Annotated in this window: 27 protein-coding genes; 16 read left to right on the top strand and 11 right to left on the bottom strand. The window is 72.5% G+C overall.

Features of this window, described 5'->3' with window-relative positions:
- Window positions 1-191 precede the first annotated feature (191 nt).
- Together N7925_RS02100 and N7925_RS02095 are read left to right on the top strand one after the other, a co-directional pair.
- The gene (locus N7925_RS02100) at window positions 192-992 is read left to right on the top strand and encodes a GNAT family N-acetyltransferase (RefSeq protein ID WP_274342836.1); all 801 of its coding nucleotides are present in this window, start codon (window positions 192-194) and stop codon (window positions 990-992) included.
- Entirely contained in the window at window positions 989-1,885 is an 897-nt protein-coding gene (locus tag N7925_RS02095) for a lysophospholipid acyltransferase family protein (RefSeq protein ID WP_274342835.1), read from the top strand. Before N7925_RS02100 ends, N7925_RS02095 begins: the two co-directional genes overlap by 4 nt.
- Here the strand turns inward: N7925_RS02095 and egtD are convergent.
- The 4 genes from egtD to egtA are packed head-to-tail and all read right to left on the bottom strand — an operon-like array spanning window position 1,828 to window position 6,330.
- The gene (egtD, locus tag N7925_RS02090) at window positions 1,828-2,790 is read right to left on the bottom strand and encodes an L-histidine N(alpha)-methyltransferase (protein WP_274342834.1); all 963 of its coding nucleotides are present in this window, start codon (window positions 2,788-2,790) and stop codon (window positions 1,828-1,830) included. The two genes, N7925_RS02095 and egtD, sit on opposite strands and share 58 nt — an antisense overlap.
- Complete coding sequence (gene egtC / locus N7925_RS02085; RefSeq protein ID WP_274342833.1) at window positions 2,787-3,542, bottom strand: ergothioneine biosynthesis protein EgtC; 756 nt, start codon at window positions 3,540-3,542, stop codon at window positions 2,787-2,789. Before egtC ends, egtD begins: the two co-directional genes overlap by 4 nt.
- A complete protein-coding gene (gene egtB / locus N7925_RS02080) occupies window positions 3,542-4,945 on the bottom strand; it encodes an ergothioneine biosynthesis protein EgtB (protein WP_274342832.1) in 1,404 nt (467 codons plus the stop codon). Before egtB ends, egtC begins: the two co-directional genes overlap by 1 nt.
- Complete coding sequence (egtA, locus tag N7925_RS02075; RefSeq protein WP_265597768.1) at window positions 4,942-6,330, bottom strand: ergothioneine biosynthesis glutamate--cysteine ligase EgtA; 1,389 nt, start codon at window positions 6,328-6,330, stop codon at window positions 4,942-4,944. Before egtA ends, egtB begins: the two co-directional genes overlap by 4 nt.
- A gap of 145 nt (window positions 6,331-6,475) precedes the next feature.
- On the opposite strand from egtA, the gene N7925_RS02070 reads away from it, so the two are divergent.
- Window positions 6,476-7,297 carry a TIGR02452 family protein gene (locus tag N7925_RS02070; RefSeq protein ID WP_274342831.1) on the top strand — a complete coding sequence of 274 codons (822 nt, stop codon included), beginning with the start codon at window positions 6,476-6,478 and terminating at the stop codon, window positions 7,295-7,297.
- A 132-nt stretch (window positions 7,298-7,429) separates the two neighbouring features.
- Here N7925_RS02070 and N7925_RS02065 read toward each other — a convergent pair whose 3' ends face one another.
- Window positions 7,430-7,897, bottom strand: coding sequence for a type II toxin-antitoxin system PemK/MazF family toxin (locus N7925_RS02065; protein ID WP_265597766.1), 468 nt, complete (start codon window positions 7,895-7,897; stop codon window positions 7,430-7,432).
- A gap of 145 nt (window positions 7,898-8,042) precedes the next feature.
- Between N7925_RS02065 and N7925_RS02060 the strand changes: the two genes are divergently transcribed.
- Both N7925_RS02060 and N7925_RS02055 read left to right on the top strand, forming a co-directional pair.
- A complete protein-coding gene (locus tag N7925_RS02060; RefSeq protein WP_265597765.1) occupies window positions 8,043-9,065 on the top strand; it encodes a LacI family DNA-binding transcriptional regulator in 1,023 nt (340 codons plus the stop codon).
- 55 nt (window positions 9,066-9,120) lie between these two features.
- On the top strand, window positions 9,121-9,393 hold the full coding sequence (locus N7925_RS02055) for a hypothetical protein (RefSeq protein WP_265597764.1): 273 nt from the start codon (window positions 9,121-9,123) through the stop codon (window positions 9,391-9,393).
- 189 nt (window positions 9,394-9,582) lie between these two features.
- Here N7925_RS02055 and trxA read toward each other — a convergent pair whose 3' ends face one another.
- Window positions 9,583-9,981 (bottom strand): thioredoxin, encoded by a 399-nt coding sequence (trxA, locus tag N7925_RS02050; protein WP_265597763.1) that lies wholly within the window; start codon window positions 9,979-9,981, stop codon window positions 9,583-9,585.
- Window positions 9,982-10,107: 126 nt separating this feature from the next.
- Between trxA and N7925_RS02045 the strand changes: the two genes are divergently transcribed.
- The 3 genes from N7925_RS02045 to htpG all read left to right on the top strand — a co-directional run bounded on the left by N7925_RS02045 (window position 10,108) and on the right by htpG (window position 14,766).
- The gene (locus tag N7925_RS02045; protein WP_265597762.1) at window positions 10,108-11,553 is read left to right on the top strand and encodes a dihydrolipoyl dehydrogenase family protein; all 1,446 of its coding nucleotides are present in this window, start codon (window positions 10,108-10,110) and stop codon (window positions 11,551-11,553) included.
- 516 nt (window positions 11,554-12,069) lie between these two features.
- A complete protein-coding gene (locus tag N7925_RS02040) occupies window positions 12,070-12,720 on the top strand; it encodes a type III effector protein (RefSeq protein WP_274342830.1) in 651 nt (216 codons plus the stop codon).
- Window positions 12,721-12,849: 129 nt separating this feature from the next.
- Window positions 12,850-14,766 (top strand): molecular chaperone HtpG, encoded by a 1,917-nt coding sequence (htpG, locus tag N7925_RS02035; protein WP_274342829.1) that lies wholly within the window; start codon window positions 12,850-12,852, stop codon window positions 14,764-14,766.
- On the opposite strand, the gene N7925_RS02030 is transcribed toward htpG, so the two are convergent.
- Together N7925_RS02030 and N7925_RS02025 are read right to left on the bottom strand one after the other, a co-directional pair.
- The gene (locus N7925_RS02030; RefSeq protein ID WP_274342828.1) at window positions 14,763-15,131 is read right to left on the bottom strand and encodes a CHAT domain-containing protein; all 369 of its coding nucleotides are present in this window, start codon (window positions 15,129-15,131) and stop codon (window positions 14,763-14,765) included. The genes htpG and N7925_RS02030 overlap by 4 nt on opposite strands.
- Window positions 15,088-15,732, bottom strand: coding sequence for a hypothetical protein (locus tag N7925_RS02025; protein WP_274342827.1), 645 nt, complete (start codon window positions 15,730-15,732; stop codon window positions 15,088-15,090). The genes N7925_RS02030 and N7925_RS02025 overlap by 44 nt, the downstream gene beginning before the upstream one ends.
- Window positions 15,733-15,811: 79 nt before the next feature.
- Between N7925_RS02025 and N7925_RS02020 the strand changes: the two genes are divergently transcribed.
- Genes N7925_RS02020 through N7925_RS02010 form a run of 3 tightly spaced genes read left to right on the top strand, consistent with a single transcriptional unit; the run spans window position 15,812 to window position 18,296 of the window.
- Window positions 15,812-17,176, top strand: a complete 1,365-nt coding sequence (locus N7925_RS02020) for an MBL fold metallo-hydrolase (protein ID WP_274342826.1) — start codon at window positions 15,812-15,814, stop codon at window positions 17,174-17,176.
- A 5-nt stretch (window positions 17,177-17,181) separates the two neighbouring features.
- Window positions 17,182-17,556: a rhodanese-like domain-containing protein gene (locus N7925_RS02015; RefSeq protein ID WP_274342825.1), complete on the top strand. Its 375-nt coding sequence runs from the start codon at window positions 17,182-17,184 to the stop codon at window positions 17,554-17,556.
- Entirely contained in the window at window positions 17,553-18,296 is a 744-nt protein-coding gene (locus tag N7925_RS02010; protein WP_274342824.1) for a sulfite exporter TauE/SafE family protein, read from the top strand. The genes N7925_RS02015 and N7925_RS02010 overlap by 4 nt, the downstream gene beginning before the upstream one ends.
- A gap of 20 nt (window positions 18,297-18,316) precedes the next feature.
- On the opposite strand, the gene N7925_RS02005 is transcribed toward N7925_RS02010, so the two are convergent.
- A complete protein-coding gene (locus N7925_RS02005) occupies window positions 18,317-18,604 on the bottom strand; it encodes a metal-sensitive transcriptional regulator (RefSeq protein WP_265603720.1) in 288 nt (95 codons plus the stop codon).
- Between the two features lie 82 nt (window positions 18,605-18,686).
- On the opposite strand from N7925_RS02005, the gene N7925_RS02000 reads away from it, so the two are divergent.
- A complete protein-coding gene (locus N7925_RS02000; protein WP_265597754.1) occupies window positions 18,687-19,262 on the top strand; it encodes a rhodanese-like domain-containing protein in 576 nt (191 codons plus the stop codon).
- A 73-nt stretch (window positions 19,263-19,335) separates the two neighbouring features.
- Here N7925_RS02000 and rpmF read toward each other — a convergent pair whose 3' ends face one another.
- Window positions 19,336-19,506: a 50S ribosomal protein L32 gene (rpmF, locus tag N7925_RS01995; RefSeq protein WP_228926424.1), complete on the bottom strand. Its 171-nt coding sequence runs from the start codon at window positions 19,504-19,506 to the stop codon at window positions 19,336-19,338.
- Between the two features lie 216 nt (window positions 19,507-19,722).
- On the opposite strand from rpmF, the gene N7925_RS01990 reads away from it, so the two are divergent.
- From N7925_RS01990 to N7925_RS01975, 4 genes are all read left to right on the top strand, one after another.
- Window positions 19,723-20,997, top strand: a complete 1,275-nt coding sequence (locus N7925_RS01990) for an APC family permease (protein ID WP_265597753.1) — start codon at window positions 19,723-19,725, stop codon at window positions 20,995-20,997.
- Between the two features lie 84 nt (window positions 20,998-21,081).
- Window positions 21,082-21,609: a DUF4396 domain-containing protein gene (locus N7925_RS01985; protein ID WP_265597752.1), complete on the top strand. Its 528-nt coding sequence runs from the start codon at window positions 21,082-21,084 to the stop codon at window positions 21,607-21,609.
- 210 nt (window positions 21,610-21,819) lie between these two features.
- Window positions 21,820-22,191 carry an ArsR/SmtB family transcription factor gene (locus tag N7925_RS01980; RefSeq protein ID WP_265597751.1) on the top strand — a complete coding sequence of 124 codons (372 nt, stop codon included), beginning with the start codon at window positions 21,820-21,822 and terminating at the stop codon, window positions 22,189-22,191.
- 28 nt (window positions 22,192-22,219) lie between these two features.
- On the top strand, window positions 22,220-22,747 hold the full coding sequence (locus N7925_RS01975; RefSeq protein ID WP_274342823.1) for a GNAT family N-acetyltransferase: 528 nt from the start codon (window positions 22,220-22,222) through the stop codon (window positions 22,745-22,747).
- A 152-nt stretch (window positions 22,748-22,899) separates the two neighbouring features.
- Here N7925_RS01975 and N7925_RS01970 read toward each other — a convergent pair whose 3' ends face one another.
- Window positions 22,900-23,601: a 2-phosphosulfolactate phosphatase gene (locus N7925_RS01970; protein ID WP_274342822.1), complete on the bottom strand. Its 702-nt coding sequence runs from the start codon at window positions 23,599-23,601 to the stop codon at window positions 22,900-22,902.
- Window positions 23,602-24,008 lie beyond the last annotated feature (407 nt).

Here is a 24,008-nt window from a genome sequence, read left to right as displayed (position 1 = left end):
CACGCGGCACGGAGCCCACGCGACAGGAGTCCCCGGGGCATCGTGTCCCTGGGGATTCAGCCGTCGCACATCCCCGCTCCCCACAGCGGTCACGTCGAATCCAGCCGGTGACGGAAGAAGTAAGGGGCCGGGCCGTCGCACCCCGCGACAGCCCGGCAGCGCCCCTCACTCTTCCGTCCCCGGAGACCGCCATGACCGTGCTGCCCGTCGCCCCGCTCCCCGCCTCCGCCCCGCTCCCCGCCTCCGCCGGCGCCCCGGAACCGGCCTACCGGGTCTCCCTCGCCACCTGCCGGGAAGACGTACGAGCCGCCCAGCGCCTGCGCCACCTCGTGTTCGCCGGGGAACTCGGAGCCCGGCTGGAAGGGCCCGAACCCGGCCTGGACAGCGACGCCTTCGACGCGTACTGCGACCACCTGCTGGTCCGCGAGACCGGCACCGGGGACGTCGTCGCCACCTACCGGCTGCTGCCGCCGGACCGGGCCCGGATCGCCGGACGCCTCTACGCGGAGAGCGAGTTCGACCTCACCCGGCTCGCTCCGATCCGCGACGACCTCGTCGAGGTCGGCCGTTCCTGCGTCCACCCCGCACACCGCGACGGCGCGGTCATCGCCCTCGTCTGGGCCGGACTCGCCCGGTACATGGAGCGCACCGGCCACACCTGGATCGCGGGCTGCTGCTCCCTCCCGCTTGCCGACGGGGGCGCGAGCGCCGCCCGGAGCTGGAACACCGTTCGCGCGAGCCACCTCGCGCCGGAGAAGTACTGGGTCACCCCGCACCGGCTCTGGGACTCCGCCGCGCACGGCACGGAAGCCGGCTCCCGGGCTGAACTCCCGCCCCTGCTGCGCGGCTACCTCCGGCTCGGCGCCCAGATCTGCGGAGCCCCGGCGTACGACCCCGACTTCAACGTCGCCGACCTGTACGTCCTGCTCTCGCTGCGCCGCACCGACCCGCGCTACCTGCGCCACTTCCTCTCCCTGGCCCCGTTGCGATGAGCCTCTGGCTGCCCGTCGCCCCGTGTACCCCGGCCGGCTGCGCCCGGCACAGCGGGGCCGTACGCGCTTCCCTGCCCGCCGCCCTCATGCTGCTGGCCGGCTGCGGACTGGTCATGCTGGGGGTGGCCTGTGTCCCGCTGGTACGGCTGCTCGGGCCCGCCCCGCGGCGTCGCCTGACGCGGCGCTGGGCGCGCGCCGTCCCCCGGGCCTTCGGCGTACGCGTCACCGTGCGGCGGCATGCTCCGGAGACCGCCACGGGCGGCGAACTCGTCGTCGCCAACCACATCTCCTGGCTCGACATCCCGCTGATCGCCTCCGTACTGCCCGGCCGGATGGTCGCCAAGAGCGAGATCCGGCGCTGGCCCCTGCTCGGCCCCGTCGCCGCGCTCGGCGGCACCCTGTTCATCGAGCGCGACCGGCTGCGCGCCCTGCCCGCCGCCGTACGGGCCGTCGCCGCGGCCCTGCGTTCCGGCTCCCGGGTCGTGGTCTTCCCCGAGGGCAGCACCTGGTGCGGACGGGACGGTGGCGCTTTCCGGCCCGCCGTCTTCCAGGCGGCGATCGACGCCGGCGCGACGGTGAGGCCGGTCCGCATCGCCTACGGCACCGTGGAGCACCACACCGCGGAGCACCGCTCCCCACCGGCCGCGGGAGCCGTCGCGTTCGTCGGGACCGACCCGCTCGCCGTCTCCCTGTGGCGGGTGGTGCGGGCGGCCGGGCTCACCGCCCGGATCGACGTCCTCGCGCCGATCCCCGTGGACGGCGAGGACGGCCGCCGCGCTCTGGCCCGCAGAGCACGAGCGGCCGTCCTCGAACCCGGAGGCGTGCTCCGGTCCCGTCAGACCGCCGTGGCCAGCGACAGGGCGAACCGCCCCGCCGAGTCCGTCCACCACTGAGTCAGCCGCATGCCGGCAACGGCCAGCTCCGCACGGACGTCCTCCTGCCGGAACTTCGCCGACACCTCCGTACGCAGCTCCTCGCCGGCCTCGAACGGCACCACGAGGTCCAGCTCCCGGATCTTGACGCTCAGCGCCCGACGGGCCCGCAGCCGCATCTCGATCCAGCGTTCCCGCGGATTCCACACCGCGAGGTGATCGAACTCGTCGAGCGGGAAATCGGCCCCCAGCTCACGGTTGACGACATTCAGGACGTTCTTGTTGAAGGCCGCCGTCACCCCGGCCGCGTCGTCGTACGCGGCCACCAGCGTCTCCTCGTCCTTCACCAGGTCCGTGCCGAGGAGCAGCGCGTCACCGGGCGAGAGCAGCAAGCGCACCGACCGGAGGAACGCCGCCCGCTCCTCCGGCAGCAGATTGCCGATCGTGCCCCCCAGGAACACCACCAGCCGGGGCCCCGGTGTCCCCGGCAGGGCCAGGCCCCCGGTGAAGTCCGCGATCAGCGCGTGGACGGACAGCCCCGGGTGCTCGGCGAGCAGCGACTCGGCCGCCCCCGTCAGCGCGCTCTCGCTCACGTCCACGGGGACGTAACTGTGCAACCCGGGGAGCACGTCCAGCAGATGACGGGTCTTCTCGGACGACCCCGAGCCCAGCTCGATCACCGTCCGGGCGCCCGACGACGCGGCGATCTCCTCGGCACGCGCCTGAAGAATCTCCCGCTCCGCGCGGGTCGGGTAGTACTCCGGCAGCCGGGTGATCTCCTCGAACAGCTCGCTGCCGCGGGCGTCGTAGAACCACTTCGGCGGCAGGGTCTTGGGATGCCGGGTCAGGCCGCTGAGGACGTCGGCGCGCAGCGCCGCGTCCGTCGCGTCCACCGGCAGGGTGCGGGTCAGCAGGAAGGGACTCACGCGGTGGGCTCCTTGAGCGGGGTGAGCAGGACGTCTGTGGAGCTCGCGACCAGCAGCGTGCGGTCGGGGACCTCGCGCCAGAGCGGGTCGTCGTCGTACGGCTCCGAGGCGACCGCGGTGCGGTGGCCCGGTGTCGTGAGGTACCAGAGGGTGTCGCCCCAGGCGGTCGCCGTGATCGTCTCCCCGTCGGTGAGGAGCAGATTCAGCCGGGAGCCGGGCGCGGCGGCCGCGACCTCCCGCACGGTCTCCGCGACGGCGCGCGGCACATCGTCCCCCGCGTCGGTCCGGTGGCGGATCAGCGCCCAGATCAGCGCCGAGTCGTTACGGGCGGCCAGCGACAGGAGTCTCTCGGCGGGCAGGGCCGCGGCCGCGTCGGCGAGTGAGCCGGGCCAGCCCCGCACCATCCCGTTGTGGCTGAACAACTGCCGCCCGGCGGTGTACGGCGCGGCCGCGGCCTCCCCGTCCGCACCCGCCTCGGTGGCATCCCGTACGGCGGCCAGCAGCGCGGTGCTGCGTACCACCCGGGCCAGATCGGTGAAGGTCTCGTCGCCCCATATCGGTCCCTGGCGGCGGTAGCGTCCGGGCAGCGGGTCCCCCTCCGCGTACCAACCGACCCCGAAACCATCCGCGTTCACCGTGCCGAAGCGCTGGCGGCGCGGCGCCCAGGACTGCCGCACCAAGGCGTGCGGAGGCCGCAGCAGAATCTCTCCGAGCGCCACCGGCTCGCCCACATAGGCGATGTGACGGCACATCAGGCATCCCTCGCGGTGCGGAATCCGGAGAAGATCTGCCGCCGCACCGGAAGGTCCCAGTTGCGGAAGGTGCCCCGGCAGGCGACCTCGCCCACGGCGAACGAGCCGCCGCGCAGCACCTTGTGCCCCGGCCCGAAGAACACTTCCGAGTACTCGCGGTAGGGAAACGCCACGAACCCCGGATAGGGCTGGAAGTCGCTGGAGGTCCACTCCCACACGTCACCGATCAACTGCCCGGCCCCGGCGGGCGAACGGCCCGCCGGATACGCGCCGGACCGTGCCGGACGCAGGTGGCGCTGGCCCAGGTTGGCCCGCTCGGGCGTCGGGTCCTCGTCGCCCCACGGGTAGCGCCGGGAGCGGCCGGAGGCCGGATCGTGACGGGCGGCCTTCTCCCACTCGCTCTCCGTGGGCAGCCGCCGCCCCGCCCAGCGGGCGTACGCGTCCGCCTCGTACCAGCTGACGTGCAGCACCGGCTCGTCCTCCGGCACCAGCTCGGTCACCCCGAACCGGCGGCGCAGCCACGCTCCCGCCTCCCGCCGCCAGAACAGCGGTGCGGCCAGGTCGTGTTCACGGACCATGGCCCAGCCCTCGGGCGCCCACCAGCGCCTCTGCCGGTACCCGCCGTCCTCGATGAAGCGGAGGTAGGCACCACAGGTGACCGGCGAGGTGTCCAGACGGAACGCCGGCACGTCGCACCGGTGCGCGGGCCGTTCGTTGTCCAGGGCCCACGGCTCGGCGGAGGTCCCCATCGTGAACGGGCCACCGGGAATCAGGACGTCGTCCGGCAGCGCCTCGGCACCGACGGGCGGGGGCGGCGCGGGCGCGGTCAGCGCCGCGGGCCCCGCGCGCAGCTGATGGGTGATCAACATCGTCTCGTCGTGCTGCTGTTCATGCTGGGCGATCATGCCGAAGGCGAACCCGGCCCGCTCCAGCGGGCGCCCGCCCTCGTGCAGCGGTGCGCCCTCCAGCAGGTCCAGCGCCCGCCCCCGTACGTCGGAGGCGTACGTCCTGGCCTCGGCGGGGGCCAGCAGCGGCAGCGAGGGGCGCGAGGCGCGCGTGTGCTCGAAGGCGTTGTACAGCCCGTCGATCTCCGGGCGCAGCGCCTCCCGGCCGCCGACCGCGCGCAGCAGCCACTGCTCTTCCTGGTTGCCGATGTGCGCCAGGTCCCAGACCAGCGGTGACATCAACGGGGAGTGCTGAGCGGTCAGTTCGCCGTCGTCCACACTGTCGGTGAGCAGCGCGGTCCGCTCGCGCGCGGACAGTAGCGCGTCGAGGGCACGCCGCCGCAGCACCTCCGGATCGATGCCGGGCACGACAGGGAAGCCGGTCGACGCGGTGGAGCCGGCCGGATCGAAGGCGTCGGAGTGCTCGCGGTGCCGGGTGTCTTCACGGTGCTCGGTCATGCGGAGGCCGCCTTTCCGGGACGCGGCGGGGTGCGATCGTTGAGCGGGCTCGGGCCGGTCAGCGGGCTCGGACCGTTCAGCGGGCTCCGACCGGTCGACAGGCTCCGACCGGTCAGGTCGCCGGGCTCGGACAGGTCGTCGGCCGGGCATCGGCCCCGGGCGACATAGCGGTCGGTGAAGGCGGCCACGGTGTCGAGCACCGCCCCGCTCGCTCCCATCCGCTCCAGTGCCGGGAGCGCCGCCCCGAAACAGGCGGAGGCCGCGGCCCGCAGCTCCGGGTCGGCTAGCCCCTCACGGGCCGCCGCCGTCCAGAGCGGATTGCGGGGTGCGGCCTGTGCGCCCGCCGTCTCGGCCAGCGGCTTCACGGTGCGGTACACGGTCTCGGCGGCCTCCGGGTCGTCGAACAGGGCCGTGGCGACGGCGAGCGGCACCAGCCACCCGTCGGGCCCGCTCTGCGCGTCGATCATGCGCAGTTCGAGATGGCCGCGCGGCCGGACCGGAGGGAACAGCGTGGTGAGGTGGTAGTCGAGATCGGCCCGCACCGGCGGCCGGGGCGACCCGGTACGGATCCACTCACGGAAGGTCAGCCCTTCCGGCACGTCCCAGGGGCCCTCCTCGCACCGGATGCACAGCACGGTCGTGTCCAGCACGTGCGCGGCCCAGGCCTCGCGCGGGGCGCGCCCGGAACCGGGCGCCAGGGTCCTGCCCGGGTCCAGATCGGCCCACAGCGACTGCCGGGTGGAGCGCCAGCCGGTCCGGCGGCCCTGCTGGAACGGCGAATTGGCGAACGCGGCCACCAGCACCGCGCCCAGCAGGTGCGCGAGCTGCCAGCGCCGCCCGTAACCGAGCGGCCCCGGCTCCTCCTCGCCCGCGTCCAGGCAGACCTGGACCGACGCCGAGGTGCACATCATCGCCCGCCCCGCCGGCCCCGTACGGTCCAGCGCGGCCTCCATCGCCTCGTAGCGAGGCTCCCGCAGCCTGCGGCGCGGAGCCTGCCACGGGTCGACGCCGAGCCCGACCGGGGCGAGCCCCGCCGCGCCGAGCGTGGCGCGGACCGCCGCCAGATCGGCCGCGGTGGCGTCGACGCACTCCATGAGGGAGCCGGCGGGCTGCGAGCTGAGCTCCAGCTGCCCACCCGGCTCGAACGTCAGCGCCGCGCTCAGCGGCAGTGCGCGGACCGCCGCGACGGCGCTGTCCAGCCGTTCCTGGCCGACCGGAAGGTCAGGTCGTTCCCGGTCGTGGATGAGCCATTCGAGTTCCACTCCGACGGTTCGAGGCGGACCCGTCTTGAAACAGATGCCGCGCAGTAAATCCTCTGCCCCGCTCTCGTCGAGGGGGACGGCGTCCGGGCGCGAGCCGGTTGCGCCGGGAATGTCCAAGCCCATGGGGCCTCCTTCTCAGCCGTGTACCTACCAGCCAAACCCGTACCCGGAGATCGCACAAGGGTGCCCTCGAGACAGAAGAATCCGGTTGCGCCCAGGCCGGGTTCCCCGTCAGTATGCCCCGTATGCACCACACGGGGGAGCGCCGGTGAGCGCGCGGCTGCGCGGTATCGCGCGCGGGACACAAGCGGTCGTCGAGGCCGGGACATATCGCAACGCTGCAGGTCAGGACGTGTCCATTGCACGGGCCGTGGCCGCCGCGCTGTCCGGTACCAGGCTCTACGGGCCGGACCCGGTGCCCGTCGCGGCCCTGGACACCGACCGCACCCCGCACTTCGAGGTCACCGGCGAGAGCAGCCTCGCCGCGGCCCGCAGGATGACCGGCGAGGCACCCGGCCGCGTCGCCGTCCTCAGCTACGCCTCGGCCCGCAACCCAGGCGGCGGCTACCTCAACGGCGCGCAGGCCCAGGAGGAGGCCCTGTGCCGCGGCTCGGCCCTCCACGCGACCCTCCTGCGCGCCCCCGAGTACTACGCGCACCACCGCGCCGAACGCAGCGCCTTCTACACCGACCGGGTGATCCACTCGCCCGGGGTGCCGGTCTTCCGCGACGACCGCGGCGCCTTCCTGGACGCCCCGTACACCGTCGGCTTCCTCACCTCGCCCGCGCCCAACGCCGGGGTGATCCGGCGGCAGACCCCCGAGGAGGCCCACCGCGTCCCGGCGGCCCTGGCCTCCCGCGCCGAACGGGTGCTGGAGGTCGCGGCCGTACGGGGCTACCGCAGACTGGTCCTGGGGGCCTGGGGCTGCGGGGTCTTCCAGAACGATCCGGCACAGGTGGCGGAGGCGTTCCGGGCGCTGCTCGGCGAGCGCGGCCGGTTCGGCGGCCACTTCGAGCAGATCGTCTTCGGGATCCTGGACCGGGACCCCGAATCAGCCGTCCGGGCCGCCTTCGCCCGGACGTTCACCTGACCCGGGGACCGGCGTGTCCGGACCGAGCCCGGCGAGGCCTTACCGCCGCCCACTGCCCACTGCCCACCGCACCGCCGCCCACCGCGTCGCCCCCTCCCGCCGAGTCCACACCCCTCGCCACCGCGTCGCCGCTCAGCTCCAGCCGTACCGCTCGCGCAGCCGCCCGGCGACCCGGTCGAACCGCTCCCGGTCCAGAGCGCACGCCTCCCGGCGCATCCCGTCCTCGTGGACCCGCAGTACCCGCTCAAGGCCCGCCCAGGACGGCCGCCCCGAGCTGTCCCAGGGGCCCGCGCCCAGCGCCACCCACTCGTGCTCCCGGTCGTGCTGCTTGCTGGAGAGCTGGACGGCGAGCAGCGTGCCCGCCTCCTCGCGGGCCACGACGAGCACCGGTCGGTCCTTCCCCCGCCCGTCGTTCTCCTCGAAGGGCACCCAGGTCCAGACGATCTCACCTGGGTCGGGATCGCCGTCGCGATCGGGGGCGTAGGACGTACGCACGGAGCCCACGTCATCGGCGTCGGCCTGTGTCGTGGCGGTCGGCCCGCTGCTGCCGGGCACGTCAAAGGGGTTGTCGGATCGGTACGCGCTGTCGGGGAACGTCATCGCAACACCGTAGAACCTCCCCCGCCCGATCCCGGGAGCGGGGCGTCGGGCCGGGGCCGCGGGGCGGCGTTCCGGCCACCGTGACCGGAGCTGCGGGCCCCGGGCCGAAACCCACTCCCACGGGTCTGGAAGACTGCCCGACGCCATGAGCCAGTTACCCAAGCAGCCCGCCGAAACCTCCGTTCCGACCAGCGCCGATGTCGCGCGCCTCGCCGGAGTGTCCCGGGCCACCGTGTCATACGTACTGAACAACAACGCCACCGTCCGGATCAGCGAACCCACCCGACGCCGGGTCAGGGAGGCAGCCCTCCAGCTCGGTTACGTCCCGCACGCGGCTGCCCGCAGTCTGCGCGCCGGACACAGCCGCATGGTCCTGCTGCCCTCCGGTCACATACCGGCGGGACCACTGCACCAGTACTTCTTCGAGGAACTCCAGTCCGGGCTGCGCCGCCTGGACTACACCGTCGTCCAGTACGGCAGCGTCGGTCTCACCGCCGACGAGGCGGCCACGGCCTGGGCCGAACTGCGGCCCGTCGCCGTCGTCGTACCGCCGGGCATCGCCCTCACCCCCCACGGCACGGGCATACTGACCCGCTCCGGAGCCAAGGCGGTGATCACCCTGGGCCCCGGCCCGGTGGCCGGAGCGCACGGCCTGGTCATGGACCAACGCCAGGTCGGCGCCAGCGCGGTGGAACACCTGCTGGCCCGCGGCCGTCGCCACATCGGCGTGGTCATGCCCCAGGAACCGGGCCGGGTGCCCTTCTCCGAACCCCGCCTCATCGGGGCACGTCGCGTCGCCGAACCGGCGGGGGCCCGCGTGTGCCCCCTCCCGCTGTGGTACGAGGAGGAGTCCGCTCACCAGCTGGCCGCCCGCTGGCCGGAGCTGGGACTGGACGCGGTGTTCGCGTACAACGACGAGTACGCCATGCTGCTGATGCGGGCCCTCCAGGACGCTGGGGTGACCGTGCCCGCCGACACGGCGGTGATCGGCGCCGACGACGCTCTCATCGGCCGGCTGCTGCGTCCCCGGCTGAGCACGGTCCGGATGGAGCTCGCCATGTCGCAGCCGCTGGCCGAGACGATCGACCGCATGGTCCAGCACCCGGGCGGACCACCGGTCCATCAGGACCTGCTCCGCACCAGCGCCGTGCACCGGGAATCCAGCTGACCGCCTCCGGCGCGACGACATGCGCGACGTACGGCGGATGTCTAGCGTCGGAGGCATGAGCCACCCGCAGAGTTACGAGCTCCTCCTGATCCCCGACCACAGCAGGACGCGGACCGGAGCCCCCGGCCGGCCGATCCGGTCCGCGGTCGTCGCCGCCACCGGCGAGACGGGGGCCACGGGCTACCCCCGGTACGCGGGCGAGGGCATGGAAGCGGACGTCGACCCGGAGACCCGGATGGTGGAGGCCGTGCTCATCGACGGCGAGGAACTGGACTTCGGCATGTCGGTCCGCGTCGCCGGGGCCGAGGGAGAGCGCCCCCCGCCCTGAGAGCGAGAAGCGGGAAGCGAGAAGGCGCGAAAGCGCGAAAGCGCGAAAGCGAGAGAACGAGGAGGAGGGGCAGGGCTGGGATACCCGGGCTTCCTGCCCCGGGCACGAACGAGGGCCCCGACCGCGTACACCGTCTTTACGGTGTCGGTCGGGGCCCCAGGGCCGTGCCGGGCGCAGGGCAGGTCGGACTTACGGGGCCTCCGGCTGCCCCTGGCCCGCCTCGGCCGCCCGCTTCTGCTCCTCGACGGACGTGCGGACCTCGTCCATGTCCAGCTTCCGGGCCTGCCCGATGACGTCCTCCAGAGCCGCCTCGGGCAGCGCACCGGGCTGCGAGAAGACCGCGACGTTGTCGCGGACGATCATCAGCGTCGGAATGGAACGGATCTCGAAGGCAGCCGCCAGCTCCTGCTGCGCCTCGGTGTCCACCTTGGCGAAGACGAGGTCGGGGTGGCGCTCGGAGGCCGAGTCGTAGACCGGCGCGAACTGCCGGCAGGGGCCGCACCAGGAAGCCCAGAAGTCGATCAGGACGAAATCGTTGTCGCTGACGACCTGATCGAAGTTTTCCTTGGTGAGCTCGACGGTGCTCATACGGGGGATACCTCTTCCTCTGCCGGTGGGGTCCTCACGGGTCCTGTCCGGCACAACGGTGACTGCACGTGCGCTATTCCGCCTGCCCATGTGGCCGGGGCGCACACCCGCGAGGACACTGTTCCCATGACTGACGCAGGGAAGAACTCCGAGCACTCCGAGTACGACGTAGTGGTCATCGGCGCGGGTCCGGTGGGGGAGAACGTGGCGGACCGGGCCCGCGCCGCCGGGCTCTCCGCGGCGGTGGTGGAGTCCGAGCTGGTCGGCGGCGAGTGCTCCTACTGGGCGTGCATGCCGAGCAAGGCGCTCCTGCGCCCCGTCGTCGCCCGCGCCGACGCCCGCCGGGTGCCGGGACTGAGCGCCGCGGTGCGGGGCCCCCTGGACGTGGAGGCCGTACTCGCCCACCGGGACGCGGAGGCGAGCCATTGGCAGGACGACGGCCAGGTCGCCTGGCTGGAGAGCGTCGGAGCGGACGTGTACCGGGGTACGGGCCGGCTCACCGGCCCCCGTGCGGTCACCGTCACCGCCCCCGACGGCACGGAGCACCGGCTCACGGCCCGGCACGCCGTCGCCGTCTGCACCGGCTCCCGGGCCGTGGTCCCCTCCCTCCCCGGCATCGAGGAGGCCCGCCCCTGGACCAGCCGAGAAGCCACCAGCGCCAAGGAAGCCCCGGGCCGGCTCGTGATCGTCGGCGGGGGCGTCGTGGGCGTGGAGATGGCGACCGTCTGGCAGGCCCTGGGCTCCGAGGTGACGCTGCTGATCCGGGGCGGCGGTCTGCTCCCGAAGATGGAGCCCTTCGCGGGCGAGCTGATCGCCGACGCGCTGACGGAGGCCGGGGCCCGGATCCGTACGGGCGTCTCGGTCACCGCCGTCCACCGCCCCGTACCGGACGGCCCGGTCACCGTCGACCTGGACGACGGCGACCGCATCGAGGCCGACGAGATCCTCTTCGCCACCGGCAGGGCCCCGCGCACGGACGACCTGGGCGTGGAGACGATCGGCCTCGAACCCGGCTCCTGGCTCACCGTGGACGACAGCTGCCGCGTCGACGGAACGGACTGGCTGTACGCGGTCGGGGACGTCAACCACCGCGCACTCCTGACCCACCAGGGCAAATACCAGGCCCGCATCGCGGGCGCGGCGATCGCCGCCCGCGCCGGGAACGGCCCCCTGGAGACCGCCCCCTGGGGCGCCCACGCGGCCACCGCCGATCACGCGGCCGTCCCCCAGGTCGTCTTCACCGACCCGGAGGCCGCGTCCGTCGGCCTCACCCTCGCCGAGGCCGAACGCGCGGGCCACCGCGTACGCGCCGTCGACTACGACCTGGCCTCGGTCGCCGGCTCCGGCCTCTACGCCGACGGCTACCGCGGCCGCGCCCGGATGGTCGTGGACCTGGACCGCGAGATCCTGCTCGGCGTCACCTTCGTCGGCCCGGGCATCGGCGAACTCCTGCACTCGGCGACGATCGCGGTCGCGGGGGAGGTCCCCATCGCCCGCCTGTGGCACGCGGTCCCGGCGTATCCGACGATCAGCGAGGTGTGGCTGCGGCTGCTGGAGACGTTCAGAGGGTAGGAACCGCCGTCGAGGTGCTGAGCATGGCTCGTGACGGTGCCGGCGCATCGCCCGCCCGAGGGGCGATGGTGTTGCGGCGGACGCTATCAGCGTGCAGCTGACGCCGGGCCTTTCACCTGACTGGAGAACGTCCCTCCGGCTCAGGACGAGCAAGTCATGGTCGCCGGGACCGAGTCGAGATCGGCGATGGCGATTCCCTGGCGTGGCAGCTGCTGGTTGGTCCGGGGTCTGGCGCGCTCAGCGCGCACGCCGCCTCCAGGGGCAGACAGGACCCAGGGCGACGCGATCGTCGCCGGTCGGCCGACGCCCCGATCCGGTGAGGACGGCCGCGGAGCACGTCGTACCCGACGGGTTACAGGAGCAGGACCTGCCATCAACATCGTGAAATCGTGAAATCGTGAAACACCTCCAGCAGGTTCGAGCTGCCAATCTGCTGCACTGATCCCGTTGTCATTCGTCGTCCAATGGATGACAATTCTGATGTCGTCGGCCCGCTGACAGAACGAGGGAGGTGCCGTGAACGCAGCAGACCAGCCGATCGCCGCCAGTGCCGGTGCACAGGGCCCGGCGTCCTTCATCGCCGCCGCGGCGGCCCTTGCCGCCATGGAGGACGCTCTGCGCGACGCGCAGCGTGAGTCCCCCGACGCCGTCGGCCCCGGCCCCGAGCAGGCGCTGGCCTCGCTGATGCTGCTGCGGCAGGTGCGCGAGCATCTCGCCGGCTGGGAGACCGGCCTGATCGAGACCGCCCGCGGCGCGGGCGCCAGTTGGGCCGATCTCGCCCGACCCCTCGGTGTCGCCAGCCGCCAGGCCGCCGAACGCCGCTACCTGCGCGGCCGCCCCGGCGCCGCCGGAACCACCGGCGAGCAGCGCGTGGCGGCCACCCGTCAGGCACGAGCCGCCGACCGCGCCACCGCCGACCGGGCCCGCGCCAACGCCGCCGACCTGCGCCGCCTCTCCGGGCAGATCGCCGCGCTCGCCCACCTCGCGCCCGGGGCCCGCTCGGCCCAGGACGCCCTGCACGCCGCTCTCGGCGCAGCCGACGCCGCAGAGCTCATCGCCCCTCTGGCCGGCATCCGCCCCTACCTCGACGCCCGCCACACCGGCCTCGCCGAATCCCTGGACGCCCTGGGCGTCCAGGCGCACAGCCACGCCCCCGGTGATGACTGACTCCCACCACGCAGAGGCACACCATGCGGGTGTGGCCCGACCCATGCCGAACCACGCCGGTGACGGTGAAGCCCCCGTCCCGGCCCTGCTCCTATCCCCTTCATGACGTTCCCACAGAAAGAGATCCCCATGAGCGGCAGTGTCGAGACGCTGGAATTCCAGGCGGAGACCCGCCAGTTGCTCCGGCTGGTGATTCACTCGATCTACTCGAACAAGGACATCTTCCTGCGCGAGCTGATCTCCAACGCCTCCGACGCCCTGGACAAGCTGCGGCTGGAATCGCTGACCGACTCCAGCCTCGAGACCGAATCGGCTGATCTGCACATCGCACTGGAAGTCGACGCGGATGAGCGCACCTTGACGGTCCGTGACAACGGCATCGGCATGACCCGCGAGGATCTGGTGGAGCTGATCGGCACGATCGCCAAGTCCGGCACCGCCGGTCTGCTGGAGAAGATCAAGGAGTCCAAGGACGCCGCCACCGCCGAGAATCTGATCGGGCAGTTCGGCGTCGGCTTCTACTCGGCCTTCATGGTCGCCGACAAGGTCACCCTCTGCACCCGGCGCGCCGGCACCGACACCGGCACCCGGTGGGAGTCCGACGGCGAGGGCACCTACGCCATCCAGGCCGTCGACGGCCTGCCCGTGGGCACCTCGGTCACCCTGCACCTGAAGCCCGCCGACAGCGAGGACGGACGCGCCGACTACCTCTCCGAGCCCAAGATCCGTCAGATCGTCAAGCAGTACTCGGACTTCATCCGCTGGCCCATCCGCATGGCCACCGAGCGCACCGCCGCCGATGGCGCGACCACCCGCGAGACCGAGACGCTCAACTCGATGAAGGCGCTGTGGGCCCGCCCCCGCACCGAGGTGACCGAGGAGGAGTACAACGAGTTCTACCAGCAGATCAGCCACGACTGGCTGCCCCCGGCCGAGACGATCCACATGCGCGCCGAGGGCACCTTCGAGTACGAGGCGCTGCTGTTCATCCCGTCGCAGGCGCCCTTCGACCTGTTCTCCCGCGACACCAAGCCCGGCGTGCAGCTGTACGTCAAGCGGGTGTTCATCATGGACGACTGCGAAGCGCTCATGCCCAACTACCTGCGCTTCGTCAAGGGTGTCGTGGACGCCCACGACCTGTCGCTGAACGTCTCGCGCGAGATCCTCCAGCACGACCGCCAGATTCACGGCGTGCGCCGACGCCTGGTCAAGAAGGTCCTCGGCGCCCTCAAGGACATGCAGTCCAAGGACACCGAGCGCTACGCGAAGGTGTGGGAACAGTTCGGCCGGGCCCTGAAGGAAGGCCTGGTCGAGGACACGGACAACACCGATGCCCTGCTTCAGCTGGTGTCGACCGCCTCCACCCACGACCCCGACAGGACCACCACGCTGCGCGAGTACGTCGAGCGCATGAAGGACGGCCAGGACACCATCTACTACCTGACCGGCGAGAGCCGCGCGATGGTGGAGAACTCCCCGCACATGGAAGCCGTCGCCGCGAACGGCTACGAGGTCCTGATCCTCACCGACCCCGTCGACGAGGTGTGGGTCGACCGGGTCCCGGCCTTCGACGGCCACCCCCTGCAGTCCATCGCCAAGGGCCAGGTCGATCTCGGCGACTCCACCGACGACGAGAAGGAAGACGACGCCGCCAGGGCCCAGCGCGAGGAGGACTTCGCCGCCCTGCTGCCCTGGCTGACCACCGCCCTGTCCGAACAGGTCAAGCAGGTCCGCCTGTCCTCACGTCTGACCACCTCGGCAGCCTGCATCGTCGGCGACGCCCACGACGTGACGCCGACCCTGGAGAAGATGTACCGGGCGATGGGCCAGCAGATGCCCACCGTCAAGAGGATCTTGGAACTCAACCCCTCACACCCGCTGGTCACCGCCCTGCGCACAGCACACGACGCGGACGCCGACGACCCCGCGCTCACGGAGGTCGCCGAGCTGATCTACGGCAGCGCGCTGCTCGCCGAAGGAGGCGACCTGGCCGATCCGGCCCGCTTCACCCGGCTGCTCGCCGACCGCCTGGCCCGCAGCCTTTAGGCAGGGTGCGGCCCGGCACGGATGCAGCCGCCTGTGCCGGCGTCCCGTACGGGGTGCCGGCACAGGCGGCTGCGGGGGCCACCGGCCCATGGAGCGGATGCCACCGCGACGTAGCGCGCGGTGGTGCGGCCGGTGTCGCAGGCGGACAGGAAAGCGAACTCCGCGTTCCGCAGGCGCAGCCGGGAAAGGTCCAGCACGCGGAACGGCGCGTGATCATGGTCGTGCAGCGCGAGGTGGCTGTCCGAAGGGTTGTCCGGGTCGCTGTACCCGTGGCAGGCGAAGTGCGCCCAGCCGCTGGACGGCAAGGCGTCGAGAACGGCGTCACGCGTCGCGTCCGCGCCGACCAGCACCGTGGCGCCGGGCATGCCGCAGCGCTCTGTCCGGGTCGTCGTCCGCCGTCACGTCCGCGGATGCGCGGTGCGCGGAGACCGCCTCGTCGAGCACCTCCGCCTCGCCCGTCCTGGTGGACCAGTCGGACAGCATGGCGCCGAGGTTGGAGAGCCGCTGGGCCTGGCCGGCGACCAGGACCGCGCCGAGGCCGACGGAGTCCCGCGCTCGGTCGACCGCCTCCGACGACACCCGCAGCTCCCCGGTCACCCGGAACCGGTTGTGCAGCATGACGGCGAGGATCCCGAGCGCACGCGGGTGGTCGTCCTGCCCGGCCGTGGCCTCGGCGGCACGACGAGCGACGTCGATCGCCTCCATGACGTGGGCCAGGTCCCCGGTCGCGTGGAACAACGCGTTCAGGTTGACGGCGAGGTTGCCCATGAACTGGGCCCGCAGCGGATCGCCCGCCGACATGCACGCGACCGCCTCCCGCTCGATGGTGACGGCCTCCGCGAGCGCCGCGTGGTCCCCGAGCCCTTCTCCGCGGATGGCCGGCGCCGTGGCGAAGTGGTCCAGCCGCTCGGGCCGCGGTGTTGAGGAGGTTGGTGCCGGCTCGTCCGTTGTGGGCCGCCACCCCACGAAATATACCCCCGGGGGTAAGAGTGTTACGGTGAATCGTATACCCCGGGGGGTAATTTTTCGTCGGAAGGAGACTCTCGTGTTCTTCGTTGAAGCCATCGAGCTGGAGGGCTTGGGCAACCGCAGCTACCTGGCCGGTGGCCGGCAGGCGGCGGTTGCCGTGGATCCGCCACGTGACGTCGACCGGGTGCTGGCCGCCGCGGCCCGGCGTGGTGTGGCGATCACCCATGTGGTCGAGACGCACATCCACAACGACTATGTGACCGGCGGTCTCGAGCTGGCCCGTATCACCGGAGCCGCTTACCACGTCCCGGCCGGCGCGCACGTCTCCTTCGCCCGAACCGCCGTGTCCGACGGCGACACCGTCGTCATCGACGCGGAACTGATCCTGGGCGCGGTGGCGACGCCCGGGCATACGCCGCACCACATGTCGTACGTGCTGAGCGAGGCCGGCAGGCCCGTCGCCGCGTTCACGGGTGGCTCTCTCCTCATCGGTACGGTGGGGCGTCCCGATCTCGTGGAGCCGCGGCTCACCGAGCAGCTGGCCCGTGCCCAGCACGCCTCCGCCCGCCGCCTCGCGGACGCGCTGCCCGACGGGACCGAGGTGCTGCCGACGCATGGGTTCGGCAGCTTCTGCTCGTCCGCCCAGGCCGACGGGGAGGCGACCACGATCGGCAGGGAGAAGGCGGTCAACCCGGCTCTCACCGTGGATGTGGACACCTTCGTCGCCGAGCTGCTGGCGGGGCTCGAGGACGTGCCCGCGTACTACGCGCACATGAGCCCCGTCAATGCGGCCGGGCCCGCCCCCGTGGACCTGACCGCGCCGGCCGTGGCCGACCCCCACGAGGTCGCCGCGCGGCTCGCGGCGGGGGAGTGGGTGGTGGATCTGCGTAACCGCGTCGCTTTCGCCGAGGGGCATGTCGCGGGGTCGTTCAACTTCGAGGCGGACGGCAAGCTCGCCACGTACCTCGCCTGGCTGATCCCCTGGGGCAAGCCGGTGACCCTGCTCGCCGAGTCCGCCGAGCAGCTTGCCGCGGCCCAGCGGGAGCTGGTGCGCGTCGGCATCGACCGGCCGGCGGCCGCCGCGACCGGCGGTCCCGCGGACTGGCTTCGCGCCGGCGAGAGCGCAGCGTCCTTTCCTCGTGCCACGTTCGCCGAACTGGCCGGTCAGGACAGGGGCCGGATCGTCGTCCTGGACGTACGCCGCTCGTCCGAACGGGCGGAGGGGTGGATCGAGGGCTCGGTGCACATCCCGATCCACCAGATCCACCGCCGTATCGGCGACGTGCCCGACGGCACGGTCTGGGTGCACTGTGCGGGCGGTATGCGCGCGGGCATCGCCGCGTCGTTGCTGGACGCGGCGGGGCGGGACGTGGTCGCCGTGGACGACGGTTTCGACGCCGCGGCCGCGGCCGGGCTGACCGTCGTCACCGAAGAAGGGTGACGACGATGTTCCTCTTCCGATTCCGAGGACGGGGAGAACGCCTGTCCGTCGGCGAGGCGCGCACCCGTACCGGCGGGGTGCGGCCCGAAGCCGTTCTGCTGGACGTGCGGGAGAAGTCCGAGTGGCGAACCGGCCACGCTCCCGGCGCGGTGCACGCGCCGCTGACCGCCCTGGCCGCGGGCGCGCCGCTCCCGGCTGCGGCGGCGCGGGAGAGGCCGCTGGTGGTGATCTGCCGTAGCGGGCAGCGCTCGCAGCGGGCAGTGAGGCTTCTCGCCGGGCGGGGAGTGGACGCGGTGGACGTCAAGGGCGGCATGATCGCGTGGGCCGCCGCAGGGCTGCCGGTGATCGACGAGCGCGGTGACGGCGGCTCGATAGCGTGAGCACTTTGGTTCTCGCCCTCGTCGCCGGGACGGTGATCGGGCTGGCGCTCGGTGCGCTCGGCGGCGGTGGCGGTGTTCTGGCGGTTCCGGCACTGATCTACCTGCTCGACTTCTCGGCGGCCTCGGCCGCCACGGCCAGTCTGATCATCGTCACCGCCACCTCGGCCACCGCTCTCTACGCCCACGCCAGGGACGGCCATGTCGCCTGGAAACCAGGGGTGTTGATGGCGGCCGCTGGAGTCCTTCCGGCGTTCCTCGCCGGAGCCGTAGCCGATCACCTGCCCGAAGCGGCTCTCACGGCCGCGTTCGCGGTGATCGCCGCCCTGGCGGCGCTGCGCATGTTGCGGCCCTCCTCGGCCGAGCCGACAGAGGGGGCGCGGCCCGCGAAGGCGGCCGGAGCCGGCGCCGGTCTCGGCGCCGTGACGGGATTCCTCGGGGTGGGGGGAGGATTCCTCGCCGTGCCCGCCCTCGTCGGAGTCCTCGGCCTGCGGATGAAGCAGGCCGTGGGCACCAGCCTCCTGGTCATCACCGTCAATTCCCTCGTCGCCCTGGTGGCCCGGTCGGGAACCGGCGACGACCTTCGATGGGAGGTGATCGCCCCGTTCGCCGGAGCGGCGATCCTCGGAGCCTGGGACGGCAAACGGCTGGCGGCGAAGGTCTCCGGCGCCACTCTGCGGAGAGTCTTCGCGTACACCCTGTTCGCGGTGGCGGCCTTCATGATCACCGACGTGGTCGCCTGAGCACGAGGGCCGCCCCGGCGTCAGGCGAGGGAGAGGAAGAGCTTCTCCAGCCGGGCGCGCATCTCGTCCTGGGACTCGGCGGAACGCCGGCCCTCCTCCACCTCGGTCAGGCACTGCTGGAGTCCGGTGGCGATAATCGCGAACCCCGCCCGGTCCAGCGCCCGCGACGCCGCCGCCAGTTGGGTGACGACCTCCTCGCAGTCCCGCCCCTCCTCGATCATCCGGATCACCCCGGAGATCTGTCCCTGCGCCCGGCGCAGCCGGTTCAGGACCGCTTTGAGTTCCGCTCCCGCCAGATCAAGCTCCATCATCACTCCTCATGAATACCCCCAGGGGTAATGTACTCCCCCTCGGTGGGGACCCCGCAGACAGAAAAGGATGACACCCGCCATGACCGCGCCCACCTCCCTCGCCACCCACGAGACCCGTAGTCGCCTCCACGAGCTGACCGTCATCGACGTCCGCACACCCGGTGAGTACGCCGGCGGCCACCTGCCCGGTGCCCTCAACATTCCCCTGGACCGGATCCAGCGGGCCCTCGCCGATATCCGGCAGGCCGCGGGACGGGGTGAGGTTCTGATCGTCTGCGCGTCCGGGGCCCGCTCGGAGAACGCCTGCCGGATCCTCGCCGAGAACGGCATCACCACCGCCACGCTCAGCGGTGGCACCAGCGCCTGGGCGGCCGACGGCCACGACCTGCACCGCCCCCAGGGAACCTCCCGTGCGGTCTGGGGCATGGAGCGGCAGGTCCGCCTCACCGCCGGAACCGTCGTGCTCCTCGGCCTGCTTCTCGGCCTCCTCGTCCACCCCGCGTTCCAGATCCTCTCGGCAGGCATCGCGGCCGGGCTGGTCTTCTCCGCCCTGACCAACACCTGCGGCATGGCCGCGATGCTCGCCAAGCTGCCCCACAACCGCACCGACGCGGCCGATCTCGACGCCACGCTCGCGGCACTGCGCGGGCGCTGACCGGGCGCGACGCGAGAGAAGCGCTCAGGACGCGAGGACGCGAGGGCGGGCGGGCCTGCGCCCCGGGGGCGCCTCAGCCCTCGGGGCGCAGGAGGCCGCGCTCGTAGGCCTTCACCAGCCGTTGCGGCACCTGGTGGACGGAACCGTCGATCGTGACGGGCACCAGCTGTGGCGTGACGGCCTTCCACTGGGCGCGACGGTGACGGGTGTTGCTGCGGGACATCTTCCGCTTCGGGACTGCCATGGGTACCACCTTCGTCGTTGATGTCGAGACGTTACATGGAAATGATAGTCATCACCAAAAAGCCGGGAGGGGTTACCTCGGCGAGTGGCCGCCGACCGCCCCGGTCCCCCGCGATGCCCGCTGCCGTGACCGCTCCCGCCGCGACACCGAGGTGACACACGGCTCGGGTACGGTGCGCCCGTTGAGTTGTCCGTGGGGTGGTGAGGGGAAAAGCGCGTGAGCTCGGTGGATGTCGCAGGGGGCGCGGGCGGGTTGCGGCGTCGGCTGGGCGTGTTCGATGCGGTGGTGATCGGCCTGGGGTCGATGATCGGTGCCGGGATCTTCGTGGCGCTGGGTCCGGCCGCGGAGGCCGCGGGTTCGGGGCTGCTGCTCGCCCTGGCCGTCGCCGCGGTGGTGGCCTACTGCAACGCGACGTCCTCGGCGAGGTTGGCCGCCCGCTATCCCCGGTCCGGTGGGACCTACGTCTATGGCCGCGAACGACTGGGCGACTTCTGGGGCTACTTGGCCGGCTGGGCGTTCGTCGTGGGCAAGACCGCCTCCTGCGCGGCCATGGCCCTCACGGTCGGCGCCTACCTGTGGCCCGGTCAGGAGCGTGCGGTGGCGGTGGTCGCCGTGGCGGCGCTGACCGCGGTGAACTACGCCGGGGTGCAGAAGTCCGCGCGGCTCACCCGGGTCATCGTCGCGGTGGTCCTGACGGTGCTCGCCGCCGTGGTCCTCGCCGCCCTGACCTCGTCCGGTGCGGACGCCTCGCGGGTGCGTATCGGCTCGGACGCCGGTGTCGGCGGGGTGATCCAGTCCGCTGGTCTGCTGTTCTTCGCCTTCGCCGGGTACGCCCGCATCGCCACCCTCGGCGAGGAGGTGCGGGACCCCGCCCGTACGATTCCGCGTGCCATCCCGATCGCGCTCGGCATCACGCTCGCCGTCTACGCCATCGTCGCCGGCGCCGCGCTGGCGGTGCTGGGCCCGGGTGGACTGGCGGACACGGCCGCCCCATTGGTGGACGCCGTACGCGCCGCGGGGGCCGGCTGGCTCGTGCCCGTCGTCCGGGTGGGGGGCGCCGTCGCGGCCCTCGGCTCCCTGCTCGCGCTGATCCTCGGCGTCTCGCGCACCACCCTGGCCATGGCCCGGGACCGGCACCTGCCGCACGCCCTGGCCGCCGTCCACCCCCGCTTCGGCGTCCCGCACCGCGCCGAACTCGCCGTCGGCGCTGTCGTCGCCGTGCTCGCCGCGACCACCGACGTACGCGGAGCGATCGGGTTCTCCTCCTTCGGCGTGCTGGCCTACTACGCCATCGCCAACGCCTCTGCCTGGACGCTCGCCCCCGAAGAGGGGCGGCCGAACCGCCTCGTCCCCGCCGTCGGCCTGACCGGCTGCGCGGTCCTCGCCTTCGCGCTGCCCCCGGACGCCGTGATCTCCGGCGTCGCGGTTGTCGTCCTCGGCGCCGCCGTCTTCGGTATCCGAAAGGCGGCGAGCGGCCGTTCGCTCCGCTGACCCGCGGCGTGATACCCAGGCGGGGTATAACGTGTCGCGGGTGGGGCAGGGGGGTCACACCGGACGGCACGGGAGGCGACGACCATGGACCACGGCACGCACCACACCGACCACGACCACGACCACGACCAAGACGGTCGGCGGACACCCGCGGGTCATGCCGGACATCGGAAGGGCGGGGCGACGTGGGGGACGGCCGCGAAGGCGACACTGCACTGCCTCACCGGCTGTGTGATCGGTGAGATCCTCGGCATGGTCATCGGCACCGCCCTGATGTGGGGCAACGTCCAGACCATGGCCCTGGCGATCGCGCTGGCGTTCGTGTTCGGCTACTCGTTCACCCTGTTCGCGGTCCGCAGGGCAGGGCTGGACTTCAGGACCGCGCTGAAGGTGGCGCTGGCCGCCGACACCGTCTCGATCGCGGTGATGGAGATCGTCGACAACGGCATCATCGCCCTGACGCCCGGGGCCATGGACGCCCATCTCTCGGACGCGCTGTTCTGGACGGCCCTGCTGGGCGGCTTCGCCGTGGCCTTCGTGATCACGACGCCGGTCAACAAGTGGATGATCGGTCGCGGCAAGGGGCACGCCGTCGTCCACGCCTACCACTGACGTGGCCTGAGGGGGCGACAGGTCGGTCAGGAGGAGCAGCGGCCGCCCGCCGCCCCGCCCTCGGCCGGTGCTCCGACACCGAGCCGGACCACCGCGGCGTCGGCGGTGGCCCCTGCCTCCAGGGCCAGGGGTTCGATACCCCGGTCGATCAGGTGGACCGCGGCGGAAGAACCCCTGCCGCCCTGGTTTGACGTGTGTCAACATAGGCGTATGTCGAATGTGAAGGTGCTGCCGCTGATCGAGCCCCCCGGCGGCCGGGGCGTGGTGCCGTGCTGTCCGCCCCTGACCGAGCGCCCGATGACCGCCGACGAGGCGCAGACGGCCGCGCGGATGTTCAAGGCGCTCGGCGACCCGGTGCGGCTGCGGCTGTTCTCGGCCGTGGCCTCGCACGAGGGCGGCGAGGCATGCGTGTGCGACATCTCCGACGTCGGGGTCTCCCAGCCCACCGTCTCCCACCACTTGAAGAAGTTGAAGGAGGCCGGGCTGCTGACGTCCGAACGGCGCGGAACCTGGGTCTACTACCGGGTGGAGCCCTCGGTGCTGGCCGGGATGGGCAGGCTGCTGACGCAGCCGGCCGCCTGACCGTGAGGGTGACGGGGTGGAGCGCGCGGTGAGCGGGGCGCCGGGAGTCGTGATCGCGCCGCTGACCGCGGACCACGCCGAGCAGGTGCTGGCGATCTACCGGGCGGGCATCGACGAGGGCAACGCCACCTTCGAGACCGGCCCGCCCGACTGGCAGAGCTTCGACGCCGCGAAGCCGTCCGGCCACCGCTTCGTCGCCCTCGGTGGGCTCGGTGAGGTCCTGGGCTGGGTGGCGGCCGGCCGGGTTTCGGACCGGTGCGTGTACGCGGGAGTCGTCGAGCACTCCGTCTACGTCGACCCCGCCGCGCGAGGCCGGGGGATCGCTTCCGTTCTGCTGGAGGCCCTGGTCGACTCCACCGAGCAGGCCGGGATCTGGACCCTTCAGGCCGGGATCTTCCCGGAGAACACCGCCAGCCTCGCGGTTCACGAGCGGGCGGGTTTCCGGGTCATCGGCATCCGCGAGCGGATCGGGCGCCACCGCGGCGTCTGGCGCGACGTCGTTCTCGTCGAGCGCCGCAGCCCCGCCATCCCCGGCAACCGCTACCTCGACCGGTAGCTGGACGACCCGGCCGGTCGTGGTGTGGCCGCCGTCCGCCCGATCCTCGACGAGATCAGGACCCTCGTCGAGGGGCTGATCGCCAAGGTCGCGCCGGAGGCGGTGGCCTAGCTGTACTGATGACGAGCGTCGTTGACGCCGGCTGGACCTGATCATGGTGAAGCCCCGTCACCCGGCGCGGGTGCGGCGCACGGGCGGAGGACCATCAGCGAGTCCTCCGGCGCCGCGATCATGGCGAAGGGGAACCGGTCGAGTTCGAGGCAGAGCGCGACGTCGTCCGGGTGGGCTCCCTGCCGTATGCCCTCCCTCAGTTCGGCGGCGGCGCGCGACCCGGCGGCGCGGCGCAGAAACGGGGTCGCGTCCGTCTTGCCCTCGTTGGTCCTTCGCGCGATGTACTGAGCGCACGCCAGATCTTCCTCGGCGCGCCCCTCCTCACCGGTGACCACGAACGTCGCGGCGTCGCACCCGTGTTGACGCAGGAGCCGAGCCGTCGCTCCCGCCACCACGAAGCCGCCGCACAGCACGAGCGACGCCTCCTTGACCGCGAGGGCACCGACCGTCCCCGCCGTGGTCTTCTGGACGACGGTCCGTCCGCCGAGGTCGAGGGAGCGCAGCAGGCCGGGGGAGTTGACGGTGTCGAAGCCGGGTGCGGGCGGACCGTCCTTGAGGGCCACCCAATCGGGATGGCGTGCCTTGAGCGCCAGGACGTCGGCCGGCGACTCGGCGAGGACGATCTTCTCCGCGCCTCGGCCGAACGCCCAGGCGGCCACCGTGAACGCCCGCATGACGTCGACCACGAACGCCACGGACGGAGTTTCGGCCAGCTCGGCGATGCCGAGGAAACGAGCTTCCATCCGGCCATGATCGCGTACGTTCGCCCCGGGGCACCCTGTCAGTGAGGCGGTTCACAGCGGCCGTCCCGGTACGTGGGACCAGGGGCCGGACGGAGCGCGAGAGCAGCGGCAGCGGTACGCGAGACCAGCGGCCGTCCTGGTACGCGAGACCAGCGGCCGAGAAGGAACGGGCGACCAGTTGCCGCGGCGGCCCGGGCCGCCGGAGTGCCCCGCGGTCACGACGCCTCGATGCCCAGGAGCTCAAGGGAGGCCGCCGCCGCCGGGGTTCGGCTCTTCCGGCCCCGGATCACGTACTCCTCACGGCCTTCGACGCGGAGATGGACCGGCTGAACGTCGCCCTGGCGGTCGGCACGCGACTGCGCTGGAGCGGCGGCCCGTCGCAGTGCGGTAGCTGAGCCGCCGGGCCT

It is taken from the genome of Streptomyces sp. CA-278952, assembly GCF_028747205.1.
Lineage (GTDB): Bacteria > Actinomycetota > Actinomycetes > Streptomycetales > Streptomycetaceae > Streptomyces.
The sequence above is the reverse complement of the archived record's forward strand: the minus strand, read 5'-3'. Positions and strand labels throughout refer to the sequence as shown.

What these genes read in the sequence shown, in the direction of transcription:
- N7925_RS02100 (WP_274342836.1), top strand. Translation starts at nt 192, where the DNA reads ATGACCGTGCTGCCCGTCGCCCCGCTCCCCGCCTCCGCCCCGCTCCCC.
- N7925_RS02095 (WP_274342835.1), top strand. Translation starts at nt 989, where the DNA reads ATGAGCCTCTGGCTGCCCGTCGCCCCGTGTACCCCGGCCGGCTGCGCC.
- egtC (WP_274342833.1), bottom strand. Translation starts at nt 3,542, where the DNA reads ATGTGCCGTCACATCGCCTATGTGGGCGAGCCGGTGGCGCTCGGAGAG.
- egtB (WP_274342832.1), bottom strand. Translation starts at nt 4,945, where the DNA reads ATGACCGAGCACCGTGAAGACACCCGGCACCGCGAGCACTCCGACGCC.
- egtA (WP_265597768.1), bottom strand. Translation starts at nt 6,330, where the DNA reads ATGGGCTTGGACATTCCCGGCGCAACCGGCTCGCGCCCGGACGCCGTC.
- N7925_RS02065 (WP_265597766.1), bottom strand. Translation starts at nt 7,897, where the DNA reads ATGACGTTCCCCGACAGCGCGTACCGATCCGACAACCCCTTTGACGTG.
- N7925_RS02060 (WP_265597765.1), top strand. Translation starts at nt 8,043, where the DNA reads ATGAGCCAGTTACCCAAGCAGCCCGCCGAAACCTCCGTTCCGACCAGC.
- N7925_RS02055 (WP_265597764.1), top strand. Translation starts at nt 9,121, where the DNA reads ATGAGCCACCCGCAGAGTTACGAGCTCCTCCTGATCCCCGACCACAGC.
- trxA (WP_265597763.1), bottom strand. Translation starts at nt 9,981, where the DNA reads ATGAGCACCGTCGAGCTCACCAAGGAAAACTTCGATCAGGTCGTCAGC.
- N7925_RS02045 (WP_265597762.1), top strand. Translation starts at nt 10,108, where the DNA reads ATGACTGACGCAGGGAAGAACTCCGAGCACTCCGAGTACGACGTAGTG.
- htpG (WP_274342829.1), top strand. Translation starts at nt 12,850, where the DNA reads ATGAGCGGCAGTGTCGAGACGCTGGAATTCCAGGCGGAGACCCGCCAG.
- N7925_RS02030 (WP_274342828.1), bottom strand. Translation starts at nt 15,131, where the DNA reads ATGCCCGGCGCCACGGTGCTGGTCGGCGCGGACGCGACGCGTGACGCC.
- N7925_RS02015 (WP_274342825.1), top strand. Translation starts at nt 17,182, where the DNA reads ATGTTCCTCTTCCGATTCCGAGGACGGGGAGAACGCCTGTCCGTCGGC.
- N7925_RS02005 (WP_265603720.1), bottom strand. Translation starts at nt 18,604, where the DNA reads ATGGAGCTTGATCTGGCGGGAGCGGAACTCAAAGCGGTCCTGAACCGG.
- N7925_RS02000 (WP_265597754.1), top strand. Translation starts at nt 18,687, where the DNA reads ATGACCGCGCCCACCTCCCTCGCCACCCACGAGACCCGTAGTCGCCTC.
- rpmF (WP_228926424.1), bottom strand. Translation starts at nt 19,506, where the DNA reads ATGGCAGTCCCGAAGCGGAAGATGTCCCGCAGCAACACCCGTCACCGT.
- N7925_RS01985 (WP_265597752.1), top strand. Translation starts at nt 21,082, where the DNA reads ATGGACCACGGCACGCACCACACCGACCACGACCACGACCACGACCAA.
- N7925_RS01980 (WP_265597751.1), top strand. Translation starts at nt 21,820, where the DNA reads ATGTCGAATGTGAAGGTGCTGCCGCTGATCGAGCCCCCCGGCGGCCGG.
- N7925_RS01970 (WP_274342822.1), bottom strand. Translation starts at nt 23,601, where the DNA reads ATGGAAGCTCGTTTCCTCGGCATCGCCGAGCTGGCCGAAACTCCGTCC.